The organism is Escherichia sp. WS1118 (assembly GCF_046487695.1).
GTDB lineage: Bacteria > Pseudomonadota > Gammaproteobacteria > Enterobacterales > Enterobacteriaceae > Escherichia > Escherichia coli.
Window position 1 is genome coordinate 1 of sequence record NZ_JBJQIZ010000026.1, and the last position, 12202, is coordinate 12202.

18 protein-coding genes are annotated in these 12202 nt (G+C 52.3%); 16 read left to right on the forward strand and 2 right to left on the reverse strand.

Annotation, left to right across the window (positions count from 1 at the left end):
* The 11 genes from ACJHYO_RS23600 to ACJHYO_RS23650 form a co-directional block, all read left to right on the forward strand.
* Positions 1-319, forward strand: a 319-nt coding sequence (locus tag ACJHYO_RS23600; RefSeq protein ID WP_410232581.1) for a P2 family phage major capsid protein, incomplete at its 5' end; no start/stop codon positions are given.
* A 3-nt stretch (positions 320-322) separates the two neighbouring features.
* Entirely contained in the window at positions 323-1066 is a 744-nt protein-coding gene (locus ACJHYO_RS23605; RefSeq protein WP_109273763.1) for a terminase endonuclease subunit, read from the forward strand.
* 99 nt (positions 1067-1165) lie between these two features.
* The gene (locus ACJHYO_RS23610; protein ID WP_000988633.1) at positions 1166-1675 is read left to right on the forward strand and encodes a head completion/stabilization protein; all 510 of its coding nucleotides are present in this window, start codon (positions 1166-1168) and stop codon (positions 1673-1675) included.
* A complete protein-coding gene (locus ACJHYO_RS23615) occupies positions 1675-1878 on the forward strand; it encodes a tail protein X (RefSeq protein WP_000846399.1) in 204 nt (67 codons plus the stop codon). The genes ACJHYO_RS23610 and ACJHYO_RS23615 overlap by 1 nt, the downstream gene beginning before the upstream one ends.
* A 3-nt stretch (positions 1879-1881) precedes the next feature.
* Positions 1882-2163: a phage holin family protein gene (locus ACJHYO_RS23620; protein ID WP_000123123.1), complete on the forward strand. Its 282-nt coding sequence runs from the start codon at positions 1882-1884 to the stop codon at positions 2161-2163.
* Positions 2163-2660 (forward strand): glycoside hydrolase family 104 protein, encoded by a 498-nt coding sequence (locus ACJHYO_RS23625; RefSeq protein ID WP_001144101.1) that lies wholly within the window; start codon positions 2163-2165, stop codon positions 2658-2660. Before ACJHYO_RS23620 ends, ACJHYO_RS23625 begins: the two co-directional genes overlap by 1 nt.
* Before the next feature lie 14 nt (positions 2661-2674).
* Positions 2675-3100: a DNZ54_00345 family protein gene (locus ACJHYO_RS23630; RefSeq protein WP_000736570.1), complete on the forward strand. Its 426-nt coding sequence runs from the start codon at positions 2675-2677 to the stop codon at positions 3098-3100.
* Positions 3088-3513: an Rz-like lysis system protein LysB gene (gene lysB / locus ACJHYO_RS23635; protein WP_160456598.1), complete on the forward strand. Its 426-nt coding sequence runs from the start codon at positions 3088-3090 to the stop codon at positions 3511-3513. The genes ACJHYO_RS23630 and lysB overlap by 13 nt, the downstream gene beginning before the upstream one ends.
* Positions 3413-3658: an Rz1-like lysis system protein LysC gene (lysC, locus tag ACJHYO_RS23640; protein ID WP_242498771.1), complete on the forward strand. Its 246-nt coding sequence runs from the start codon at positions 3413-3415 to the stop codon at positions 3656-3658. Before lysB ends, lysC begins: the two co-directional genes overlap by 101 nt.
* Positions 3621-4088 (forward strand): phage tail protein, encoded by a 468-nt coding sequence (locus tag ACJHYO_RS23645; RefSeq protein WP_160456599.1) that lies wholly within the window; start codon positions 3621-3623, stop codon positions 4086-4088. Before lysC ends, ACJHYO_RS23645 begins: the two co-directional genes overlap by 38 nt.
* Positions 4081-4533: a phage virion morphogenesis protein gene (locus ACJHYO_RS23650; RefSeq protein ID WP_001001787.1), complete on the forward strand. Its 453-nt coding sequence runs from the start codon at positions 4081-4083 to the stop codon at positions 4531-4533. Before ACJHYO_RS23645 ends, ACJHYO_RS23650 begins: the two co-directional genes overlap by 8 nt.
* A 71-nt stretch (positions 4534-4604) precedes the next feature.
* On the opposite strand, the gene ACJHYO_RS23655 is transcribed toward ACJHYO_RS23650, so the two are convergent.
* Positions 4605-5390, reverse strand: coding sequence for a hypothetical protein (locus tag ACJHYO_RS23655; protein ID WP_075591738.1), 786 nt, complete (start codon positions 5388-5390; stop codon positions 4605-4607).
* A gap of 83 nt (positions 5391-5473) precedes the next feature.
* Between ACJHYO_RS23655 and ACJHYO_RS23660 the strand changes: the two genes are divergently transcribed.
* The 5 genes from ACJHYO_RS23660 to ACJHYO_RS23680 are packed head-to-tail and all read left to right on the forward strand — an operon-like array spanning position 5474 to position 10758.
* Positions 5474-6109: a phage baseplate assembly protein V gene (locus tag ACJHYO_RS23660; RefSeq protein WP_001093750.1), complete on the forward strand. Its 636-nt coding sequence runs from the start codon at positions 5474-5476 to the stop codon at positions 6107-6109.
* The gene (locus ACJHYO_RS23665) at positions 6106-6453 is read left to right on the forward strand and encodes a GPW/gp25 family protein (protein WP_000127144.1); all 348 of its coding nucleotides are present in this window, start codon (positions 6106-6108) and stop codon (positions 6451-6453) included. Before ACJHYO_RS23660 ends, ACJHYO_RS23665 begins: the two co-directional genes overlap by 4 nt.
* A gap of 4 nt (positions 6454-6457) precedes the next feature.
* Positions 6458-7366 (forward strand): baseplate assembly protein, encoded by a 909-nt coding sequence (locus ACJHYO_RS23670; protein ID WP_001607690.1) that lies wholly within the window; start codon positions 6458-6460, stop codon positions 7364-7366.
* Positions 7359-7889 carry a phage tail protein I gene (locus tag ACJHYO_RS23675; RefSeq protein WP_001285323.1) on the forward strand — a complete coding sequence of 177 codons (531 nt, stop codon included), beginning with the start codon at positions 7359-7361 and terminating at the stop codon, positions 7887-7889. The genes ACJHYO_RS23670 and ACJHYO_RS23675 overlap by 8 nt, the downstream gene beginning before the upstream one ends.
* 10 nt (positions 7890-7899) lie before the next feature.
* Complete coding sequence (locus ACJHYO_RS23680) at positions 7900-10758, forward strand: phage tail protein (protein WP_076797577.1); 2859 nt, start codon at positions 7900-7902, stop codon at positions 10756-10758.
* 212 nt (positions 10759-10970) lie between these two features.
* Here ACJHYO_RS23680 and ACJHYO_RS23685 read toward each other — a convergent pair whose 3' ends face one another.
* Complete coding sequence (locus ACJHYO_RS23685; protein ID WP_224732467.1) at positions 10971-12083, reverse strand: glycosyltransferase family 2 protein; 1113 nt, start codon at positions 12081-12083, stop codon at positions 10971-10973.
* Positions 12084-12202: the final 119 nt, after the last annotated feature.

The window sequence follows — 12202 nt, forward strand, 5'->3', positions numbered from 1 at the left end:
GCAGGACAACAGCGAAATGCTGGCCGCTGACGTCATCATCAGCCAGAAACGCATCGGTAACCTGCCGGCGGTACGCGTCCCGTACTTCCCGGCGGATGCGATGCTCATCACGAAGCTGGAAAACCTGTCCATCTACTACATGGATGACAGCCATCGCCGCGTGATTGTGGAAAACCCGAAACTCGACCGCGTGGAGAACTACGAGTCAATGAACATTGATTACGTGGTGGAAGACTACGCCGCCGGTTGTCTGGTGGAAAAAATTAAGGTCGGTGACTTCTCCACACCGACTAAAGTGACCGCAGAGCCGGGAGCGTAACCGATGACGAGTCCCGCACAGCGCCACATGATGCGGGTCTCGGCAGCGATGACCGCGCAGCGGGACGCCGCCCCGCTGCGACATGCAACTGTCTATGAGCAGATGCTGGTTAAGCTCGCCGCAGACCAGCGCACACTGAAAGCGATTTATTCAAAAGAGCTGAAGGCCGCGAAAAAACGCGAACTGCTGCCGTTCTGGTTGCCGTGGGTGAACGGCGTGCTGGAGCAGGGCAAAGGTGCACAGGATGACATTCTGATGACGGTCATGCTGTGGCGTCTGGATACCGGCGATATTGCCGGTGCGCTGGAGATTGCCCGTTATGCCCTGAAGTACGGTCTGACCATGCCGGGTAAACACCGCCGTACCCCGCCGTACATGTTCACCGAGGAGGTCGCGCTTGCGGCCATGCGCGCTCACGCTGCCGGTGAGTCTGTGGATACCCGCCTGCTGACGGAGACCCTTGAACTGACCGCCACGGCTGACATGCCTGATGAAGTGCGCGCAAAGCTGCACAAAATCACCGGTCTGTTTCTGCGTGACGCTGGTGATGCCGCAGGGGCGCTGGCGCATCTGCAACGTGCGACACAGCTCGACTGTCAGGCAGGCGTCAAAAAAGAGATTGAACGACTGGAGCGGGAGCTGAAACCGAAGCCGGAGCCGCAGCCAAAAGCGGCCACCCGTACCCCGCGTAAGACCCGGAGCGTGACACCGGCAAAACGTGGACGCCCGAAAAAGAAAGCCAGTTAACAACCGAATGCGCCCCGCGCCAGGGCGGCACGCCGGTCAGTGAGGGTGAATCACCTGACACTGCACCGGCGTCCACCGCCCGACTTTTCAGAGGTAGTCATGATGACGCTGATTATTCCGCGAAAGGAGGCTCCCGTGTCCGGTGAGGGTACGGTGGTCATCCCGCAACCGGCAGGCGACGAGCCGGTGATTAAAAACACGTTCTTTTTTCCAGATATCGACCCGAAGCGCGTCCGGGAACGTATGCGCCTTGAGCAGACCGTCGCCCCCGCCCGTCTGCGTGAGGCCATCAAGTCAGGCATGGCGGAAACAAATGCGGAGCTGTACGAGTACCGCGAACAGAAAATTGCCGCCGGTTTTACGCGTCTGGCGGACGTTCCGGCGGACGACATCGACGGTGAAAGTATCAAAGTTTTTTACTACGAGCGCGCCGTGTGTGCGATGGCGACCGCGTCGCTTTATGAGCGTTATCGCGGCGTGGATGCCAGTGCGAAAGGCGACAAGAAGGCCGACAGCATTGACAGCACCATTGATGAGCTGTGGCGGGATATGCGCTGGGCAGTGGCGCGCATCCAGGACAAGCCGCGCTGCATCGTGAGTCAAATCTGATGAAGACCTTTGCGCTACAGGGCGACACGCTCGACGCCATTTGTGTCCGGTATTACGGGCGCACTGAGGGCGTGGTCGAGGCCGTGCTCGCCGCAAATCCGGGACTGGCTGAACTGGGCGCGGTGCTGCCACACGGCACCGCCGTCGAACTGCCCGACGTTCAGACCGCGCCCGTGGCTGAAACTGTCAATCTGTGGGAGTAACGCATGACAGCAGAAGAAAAAAGCGTCCTGTCGCTTTTCATGATTGGGGTGCTGATTGTTGTCGGCAAGGTGCTTGCCGGTGGTGAACCCATCACCCCGCGTCTGTTTATCGGGCGCATGTTGCTTGGTGGTTTTGTCTCGATGGTTGCCGGTGTTGTTCTGGTGCAGTTTCCTGACCTGTCACTGCCTGCGGTGTGCGGTATCGGCTCCATGCTGGGTATCGCCGGTTATCAGGTGATTGAGATTGCCATCCAGCGCCGCTTTAAGGGCAGGGGGAAACCGTAATGCCGGTTATTAACACGCATCAGAATATCGCCGCCTTTCTCGACATGCTGGCCGTGTCCGAAGGGACGGCAAACCATCCGCTGACGAAAAACCGGGGCTATGACGTGATAGTCACCGGACTGGACGGGAAGCCGGAAATTTTCACCGACTACAGTGACCACCCGTTCGCACATGGCCGACCGGCGAAGGTGTTTAACCGTCGCGGTGAAAAATCCACGGCCTCCGGTCGCTATCAGCAGCTTTACCTGTTCTGGCCGCATTACCGCAAACAGCTTGCCCTGCCGGATTTCAGTCCGTTGTCACAGGACAGACTTGCCATTCAGTTGATCCGCGAACGCGGTGCACTGGATGACATCCGGGCGGGACGCATTGAGCGAGCCATTTCACGCTGTCGCAATATCTGGGCGTCCCTGCCGGGTGCCGGTTACGGTCAGCGTGAGCATTCACTGGAAAAACTGGTCACCGTCTGGCGTACCGCCGGCGGTGTACCGGCTTAAACGGAGTAAACACCATGAAGAAATTATCCCTTTCACTGATGCTGAACGTGTCGCTGGCGCTGATGCTGGCACTGTCCCTGATTTACCCGCAGAGCGTGGCCGTCAATTTTGTCGCCGCCTGGGCGATTCTGGCGACGGTTATCTGTGTGGTTGCCGGTGGTGTCGGCGTGTATGCCACTGAGTATGTGCTGGAACGCTACGGGCGGGAGCTTCCGCCGGAATCGCTGGCCGTGAAGATTGTCACGTCGCTGTTTTTGCAGCCGGTGCCGTGGCGCAGACGGGCGGTGGCTCTGGTGGTGATGGTGGCGACGTTTATCTCGCTGGTCGCTGCCGGGTGGATTTTTACCGCGCTGATTTATCTCGTGGCGTCGGTGTTCTTCCGGCTGATACGTACGGCCTGCCGTCAGCGTTTTGAGGGGCGGGAACCATGTCAAAGCTGATGATTGTGATGGTTGTGCTGTTATCGCTGACGGTGGCGGGGCTGTTTCTGGTGAAGCATGAAAACGCCAGCCTGCGCGCCTCGCTGGACAGGGCGAACAACGTCGCCAGCGGGCAGCAGACGACCATCACCATGCTGCAAAATCAGCTTCATGTTGCCATCACCAGGGCAGACAAAAACGAGCTGGCGCAGGTGGCACTGCGTCAGGAACTGGAGAACGCCGCGAAGCGTGAAGCACAGCGCGAGAAAACCATCACGAGGTTACTTAATGAAAACGAAGATTTTCGCCGCTGGTACGGCGCTGGCCTGCCTGATGCTGTGCGCCGGTTGCACCAGCGCCCCGCCTGCACTGACGCCAGTGATTGTCGCCAACGCCTGCCCGAAAGTGAGCCTTTGCCCGATGCCGGGCAGTGACCCGCAGACGAACGGCGATTTAAGTGCCGATATCCGGCAGCTTGAGAACGCGCTGGCACACTGTGCCAGCCAGATAAAAATGATTAAACACTGTCAGGACGAAAACGATGCTCAAACCCGACAGCCTGCGCAGGGCGCTGACTGATGCCGTCACGGTGCTGAAAACCAGTCCCGAGATGTTGCGGATATTCGTGGATAACGGAAGTATTGCCTCCACACTGGCGACGTCGCTGTCATTTGAAAAGCGTTACACGCTCAATGTCATTGTGACCGACTTTACCGGTGATTTTGACCTGCTCATCGTGCCGGTGCTGGCGTGGCTGCGGGAAAATCAGCCCGACATCATGACCACCGACGAAGGCCAGAAAAAGGGCTTCACGTTTTATGCGGACATCAACAATGACAGCAGCTTTGATATCAGCATCAGCCTGATGCTGACCGAGCGCACGCTGGTCAGTGAGGTGGGCGGCGCGCTGCATGTGAAGAATATCCCGGAACCCCCGCCGCCGGAGCCGGTCACCCGCCCGATGGAGCTTTATATCAATGGCGAACTGGTGAGTAAGTGGGATGAATGAGTTTAAGCGTTTTGAAGACCGGCTGACCGGGCTGATTGAATCGCTGTCACCGTCAGGGCGTCGGCGACTGAGCGCCGAACTGGCGAAACGTCTGCGTCAGAGTCAGCAGCGTCGGGTGATGGCACAGAAAGCCCCGGACGGCACCCCCTACGCGCCACGTCAGCAGCAGAGCGCCAGAAAAAAGACCGGTCGCGTTAAGCGAAAAATGTTTGCGAAACTTATTACCAGTCGTTTTTTGCATATCCGCGCCAGCCCGGAACAGGCATCAATGGAATTTTACGGCGGGAAGTCGCCGAAAATCGCCAGTGTGCATCAGTTCGGTCTGTCGGAAGAAACCCGGAAAGACGGTAAGAAAATTGATTATCCGGCGCGTCCTCTGCTCGGCTTTACCGGTGAGGATGTGCAGATGATTGAAGAGATTATCCTGGCTCACCTTGAGCGTTAGTTTTATCCAGGCAGAGGCTGATGCGCAATTAAACATTGAGCGGCCATGCTGGTCGCTCAATGTTTAGAGGCTTATGAGTGATTTTTATTTGATGCTTTGTATTCTACAACCTTCTTATTGGCGTAAAGGAATTTTGTATATGACAGAAATATAACCAGGCCTGAAATGAAATAGATGAGGGATATTATTAATAATGCTTTTTTTTGGCTGTTATTATCTTTAATTTCCTGACTTAACCATTCCGAGTCCTCCTCGTTTAGCCGTAAGAGCTTATTGCAGGCGATCTCAGGAAGTGTGTCTTTTATAAATATGTTTCGTAGCCTCTTGCAATCGGCAAGGCTATAAGTTTTATTGAATTCAACTGTTTTATTGTTGAAGGATAAAAGAACTTTGTCACTATAAACATAGTACATCATATTTTTATATGGTATGCCTATGGCATCTCTTACTATAGCGGATTGTTTGTTGTGTATATAACATGCGAAGAGAATATAAATAATGCTGGACAGAATTACAATTATTGTTTTAATTATGTGTGGTGGTTTTGTTATGTCACCCCAGAAGCGAGTAAGAAAAAAATACGATGTTTTTAGTTTTCCATCAATCAGCCCCTGCTGTATCATTCTCACATCTTCGATGCCTGATACATTGATTCCGTTAATTATTTTAAATAGTTGAATGTCGCGCCATTTTTTGTCGAGCATTTTTAACTTTCTGTCTGAATACTCAAAATTGAAATGATGTGCAATAAACCTCATAAGATTACTTTTACCAAAGGTAATAAATGTTAATGCTATTAATAAAAATAGATACAAAGAGATAAACCACCACGCATTAGTCACATTATCACTGAACATTACGCTCTCCTCGAATGTTGTATGGTCGTTCTACAAATGAATCCAGATAGCATAACTTTTATATATTGTGCAATCTCACACGCATGAACACTCTCGCAAATATTCAGGAACTCGCGCGCGCACTGCGCAACATGATTCGTACCGGCCTTGTCGTCGAAACCAACCTTAAAGCCGGTCGCTGCCGTGTGCAGACCGGTGGCATGTGCACTGACTGGCTTCAGTGGCTGACCCATCGTGCCGGACGTTCGCGCACATGGTGGGCACCTTCCGTGGGGGAACAGGTGCTGATTCTGGCTGTGGGCGGTGAACTCGACACGGCGTTCGTTCTGCCGGGGATTTATTCCGGCGATAACCCCGCGCCGTCTGCGTCGGCGGATGCCCTGCATATCCGTTTCCCTGACGGGGCGGTGATTGAGTATGAACCCGAAACCAGTGCACTCACGGTAAGCGGAATTAAAACGGCCAGCGTGACGGCTTCTGATTCTGTTACTGCCACGGTGCCGGTGGTCATGGTGAAAGCATCAACCCGCGTCACCCTGGACACACCGGAGGTGGTTTGCACCAACAGGCTGATTACCGGCACGCTGGAAGTGCAGAAGGGCGGGACGATGCGCGGCAACATTGAACACACCGGCGGTGAACTCTCATCAAACGGTAAGGTACTGCATACCCATAAACACCCCGGCGACAGCGGCGGCACAACCGGGAGCCCTCTATGACAGCGCGTTATCTCGGAATGAATTGCAGTGATGGCCTGACTGTCACTGACCTTGAGCATATCAGCCAGAGTATCGGCGATATCCTGCGCACACCGGTCGGCTCGCGGGTGATGCGTCGTGATTACGGCTCGTTGCTGGCGTCAATGATTGACCAGCCGCAGACCCCGGCGCTTGAGTTGCAGATTAAGGTCGCCTGTTACATGGCGGTGCTGAAATGGGAACCCCGCGTCACCCTGTCATCCGTCACCACTGAGCGCAGTTTTGACGGGCGAATGACGGTCACCTTAACCGGCCAGCACAACGACACCGGCCAGCCACTTTCGTTAACCATCCCTGTGAGTTGAAACCATGCCGATTATCGACCTGAACCAGCTACCCGCACCGGATGTGGTCGAGGAGTTGGACTTTGAAACCATTCTCGCCGAACGCAAGGCGACACTGATTTCCCTTTACCCGGAAGCCCAGCAGGAGGCGGTCGCCCGTACCCTGACGCTGGAATCCGAGCCTCTCGTCAAATTGCTGGAGGAAAATGCTTATCGTGAGCTTATCTGGCGTCAGCGTGTGAATGAGGCCGCACGGGCGGTGATGCTGGCCTGTGCCGCGGGTAATGACCTTGATGTGATTGGTGCCAATTACAACACCACGCGTCTGACTATCACCCCGGCAGATGATTCGACTATCCCGCCGACACCGGCAGTGATGGAATCTGATACCGATTATCGTCTGCGTATTCAGCAGGCGTTTGAAGGTTTAAGCGTCGCCGGGTCGGTGGGTGCCTATCAGTATCATGGTCGCAGTGCTGACGGGCGTGTCGCGGATATCTCTGTCACCAGTCCGTCTCCGGCCTGCGTCACCATCTCTGTGCTGTCACGTGAGAATAACGGTGTCGCATCCGAAGACCTGCTGGCGGTGGTGCGTAACGCCCTGAATGGCGAGGACGTCAGACCGGTGGCCGACCGCGTGACCGTGCAGTCTGCCGCCATTGTTGAATACCAGATAAACGCCACGCTTTACCTTTACCCTGGTCCCGAAAGCGAACCCATCCGCGCTGCTGCCGTGAAAAAACTGGAAGCGTACATCACGGCACAGCACCGGCTGGGGCGCGACATCCGTCTGTCTGCCATTTATGCCGCTTTGCATGTGGAAGGCGTGCAGCGTGTCGAACTGGCTGCACCGCTGGCCGATATCGTGCTTAACAGCACGCAGGCGTCTTTCTGTACTGAATACCGCGTCGTGACCGGAGGCTCGGATGAGTGATTCGCGACTGCTGCCGACCGGCTCATCACCGCTTGAGGTCGCCGCCGCAAAAGCCTGTGCGGAAATTGAAAAAACACCGGTCAGTATTCGTGAGCTGTGGAACCCGGACACCTGCCCGGCAAATCTGCTGCCGTGGCTGGCGTGGGCGTTTTCGGTCGACAGATGGGATGAAAAGTGGCCGGAAGCGACAAAACGCGCCGTTATCCGCGATGCGTATTTCATCCACTGTCATAAAGGCACTATAGGTGCAATCCGGCGTGTGGTGGAGCCGCTAGGCTATCTAATTAACGTAAAGGAATGGTGGGAGACAAACGACCCGCCCGGAACCTTCCGCCTTGATATCGGCGTACTGGAAAGCGGCATCACGGAGGAGATGTATCTGGAAATGGAACGGCTGATTGCCGATGCCAAACCCGCAAGTCGCCACCTTATCGGTCTGAACATTATCCAGGACATTCCCGGCTATCTGTATACAGGCGGTGTGGTCTGTGATGGTGATGTTATTACTGTTTATCCCGGATAAGTGAGAAACAATGAGCACGAAATTTAAAACCGTTATCACTACTGCCGGAGCCGCAAAGCTGGCAGCCGCCACTGTCCCCGGCGGGAAAAAAGTAACCCTGTCTGCAATGGCCGTGGGTGACGGTAATGGCAAATTGCCGGTGCCGGATGCTGGTCAGACGAAACTGGTGCATGAGGTCTGGCGTCACGCCCTGAATAAAGTCAGCGTGGATAACAAGAATAAAAACTATATCGTGGCTGAACTGGTTGTACCGCCAGAAGTGGGCGGCTTCTGGATGCGTGAACTTGGTCTGTATGACGATGCCGGAACACTGATTGCGGTCGCTAACATGGCAGAAAGCTATAAGCCTGAACTGGCTGAAGGCTCCGGGCGTGCGCAGACCTGCCGCATGGTTATTATTGTCAGTAACGTGGCGTCTGTTGAGCTGAGTATTGATGCCAGCACGGTGATGGCGACGCAGGATTACGTCGATAAAGCCATATCCAGTTTTCATCGTACTGTCATTGATGATGTGGTTCTTCAGCATAAAGTTGTCCACGATATTGACTACGCCGGGATTTTTGACGGTGCGGATAATATGAGTCAGGGGTTCTGTATCTGTGATACGCCGCAGGGAACCAGAATGTTTCTGCATCAGCCTGTATCGGGTGGCGTAAGGATTGTTGAAACGACATTTAACCCTGACGGAGAAAACGAAAACCCGACGGTCATTTCGTTTTCTCCCGTTTTCGCTGATATTGGTCACCAGAGTATCGGGGCTGTATGTGAAGACGGTCGCGTGATGCTGTATACCCCGACCGCTGACGGCAAGGGTGTGAATATCATCAACTGGAATGGGGCTGACACCAGTCTGACAGATGTCACCCGTACGGAGATTTTCACCTCTGACTTTTTTACCGGGGATGAAATTATAACGGTGGCATTGTCGGTAGACGGAAGCCTGTTGATTGTTCAGTCAAGTAATGAAGCCGTCCATCTTCATTACAACAGGGATGACCGCCGCACAGTTTATGTTTTCGATCGCGCTTCTCTGACGTTTAAACACCGGATTTATCTGTCCACCCAGTCAATGGTGTCGCAGGCATTTCAGGGGATGGCCAGCGATGGTCATTATCTGTTTGCTTATTACGGTTATACAGGCGTATTTCTGACTCACCGCATTGTTGTATATAACCTGTCAACGGGCGAAGTTGTCAGACAGTTCAATGTGGATGGCGTTCGTGCCAGGTATGGCCGCCAGAAAATGCTGGGGAATGCAGAGCTGGGGTATCCCGTTTTGCAGGAAGCCGAAGGGCTGGCTCTTCATAACGGAAAACTGTATCTGCTCGATATGGATTTCTGGTGTCAGACAGCCGATGTGGTTTCTTTTGAGGGGGCATACTTTGCAGCACGTGCAACAAATTTTTCTGGCCGTTCCCCGGTGAATCCATCTTACTGGACGCCTACAGCATATGGAACGGCGGCTGCAACGAAATATGATGCCACGAAGTCTTATACGTGTGGCGTGGCGACAAAACGCAGCAAAGCTGTGGTTTCCGTGGAGGCTTACGACGGCACAGGCTATCTGGTGGACTCCGGCGTGGCGTTTCCTGACAGCCATGCTAGCCTTTTTCTGAGTCCCAATGCTGTAAATATTGCCCTGTCACCCAATGAAGACTTCCAGGTGGCAGCCTATGAGCAGAATCTGCGCTCGCATCGCCCGTTATTTGAGGTCAGAAAGGAGGCTCCGGATACAGACACTTCTGCTGCTGTTTTTCGTTTGTACGGGGATGCGTTCCGAACCGGAGAATACACAGGCCGCTTCGTTCAGTGGAAACACCGACTGAACACCGTGCACGATTGTCTGGAAATACGCGCTGACGTGGATTTGTTGAGCGGTGGCGGGATTAACCTTTACTCAATGAACGATACTCAGTCGGCGGGGCGCACAAGGCTTTATTGTACCGATGGCAGTGAGACCTGGTCTGTATTATTGAGTCCGGTCTCGCCGGCATTTCATCCCGACCAGGACAAGGCAATGAATCTGGGGTCATCGCCAAATCGCTGGAATGTGGCATACCTGCAGGGCGTGAATATTAAATCGGATGACGAAACCCAGAAGCGCATGGCCATCAGCACCACGCTGAAGGCGGGAGCTTTCCAGGTATCAACAGCCGGGAATCTGGGTATTTATGACGATTCTGCTGACGCTTATGTAATTGCAGCCCGTAGTGACGGCACTGCATTCATGCAGATGGATACAGATATTAACGGTGCATTCCGGCCATCGGTTAACAATACCAGCGACCTGGGTGCGCCCAACAAAGCGTTCCGGAGCGTGTATCTCTGCAACTCGCCGACCGTTGTGTCGGATGCGACGTTAAAGGATACACCGCGCGATGCGACGGCAGCCGAAAACGCGGCATTTGCAGAAATAGCACGGCTTCCGGGCGTGTGGCGCTGGTTACAGAGAATTGAGGAGGAGGGCGAGGACGCGCGTCTGCACGCCGGGCCGACAGTCCAGGCCGCGATAGCGGTGATGGAGAAACACGGTCTGGACTGGCGGAAATACAGCGCATTTTGTCTGGATTCGTGGGAAGCGGAGGAGGCACAGTACGAAGATATACCGGAAGAGTATGAAGATATTCCGGTTCAGCCAGCGATTTATTCGGATGAAGGGGAGCTGTTGAGCGGGACAACTCGTGTGCTTACCCGACAGGCGGAAAGGGTTCTTGTTCGCCCTGCAACCGAAGCAGGAAGCCGTTATCGCTTCCGGAAAGAGGAGCTTCTCTGGTGGTGTCTACGTGCTGTTGTCAGCCAGGTGGATTTGTTAATGGAACGCTTTGTTGACTTAAATCGTCGTTTGATGAAGTTGGAGACTTCAGAATAAACAAGCCTTAATGAGTATCTGCTTAAAATAGTGTTATCTACAGATCAAACTTTAGTTGATACGAGTCACTGTCCTCCCCGTAACAACTGGAGTTAAAAGATGTGATGGCATATAAATATAACATCAAATAATTATTTTTTTTTGCCCCTCACCCTTAATTTAGGGTGAGGGGCGTCAGATACAAAGTTAGGAGTATCTGTAGTTAAGTGTTTTTATATTTTTTCGCAAAAAGAAGAATAATCTCCACAGATTAAGCAACTGACAAGCTCTCTTTGTGCGGGATATATTTGGGACTCATTTACAAGCCCTGTATATGGTAAGAGTGATTTATGTATCAAGTTAAAAACGTGAGACTTCTCATTAGTTGTTAAACTTTTTTTGGATAATATGGATGCCAAGTGCTCAACGCAAATAACCAGCCATGCATTAAACATTTTTACTATTTCTGCTTCATTTTTATTGCTTGATAAGATATAAATCAAACCTGTTTGTAATACCAAGGCTCTTTGTTTAATGGAGAAAGATGTTTTAGATAGATGTGGTTCTTCATGGCGATTCAGAGAGTAGTAGCCCTTTCTTGCCAGTATAGATATCGTATTAGCTACAGTTAGGCTCTGGCAAGAAAAAAGCATATCCTCATAGACTGAAATTGATGGGTTAAATAAGATGTTGTTATTGATTAGCAACTCTCTTTTAAAGAACTTGAAGATTTTTAATGATCTAAAAAGATGGTTTTTTATAATATCTGCTTTATTCGTGTCTGCCTTAAATGGGCGTACAGGAACCCCTCTCCCTGTAGAGGAAACCTGCTTGAAATATACAATGTCACTATTGTTTTTATAAGCTATCTGAATACCATCGGACAGTAAGTCAGAGTGAATGGAATCATCAGAGTCTAAGAAAAACACATAGCGACCTTTTGCGGATTTTATTCCCTCATTTCGCGGCGCTGATGCATTCCCTGAACCAACTGCTCTACGGATAATACGATAATTTATTTCTCTCGAAATGTTATATTCAATGGCGGCAATGCTCCTGTCAGTGGAACAGTCATCAATGAAAATAACTTCAAAACAATTTTTATCTATAGTCTGATTGTTTAAAGATTTAATGCATTCGAGAATAAGGGTTTCTCGGTTGTGAACCGGAATAACAACTGAGACATCAAAGGGATAAATAGAATTAATTTCATTAATTACCGTTGTGATTTTTAGAAGAGAAGTATGCAGGGCTGTTGTTAAAACAGCAGAAGATGAAATGTTTTCTTTTTTAGTGTTGCCTTTTATAGTATAATAAGGGCAATTATTTCGTAGTACAAAATCCACATTCACACCTGGCTGGCTGGCTGGCTGGCTGGCTGGCTGGCTGGCTGGCTGGCTGGCTGGCTGGCTGGCTGGCTGGCTGGCTGGCTGGCTGGCTGGCTGGCTGGCTGGCTGGCTGGCTG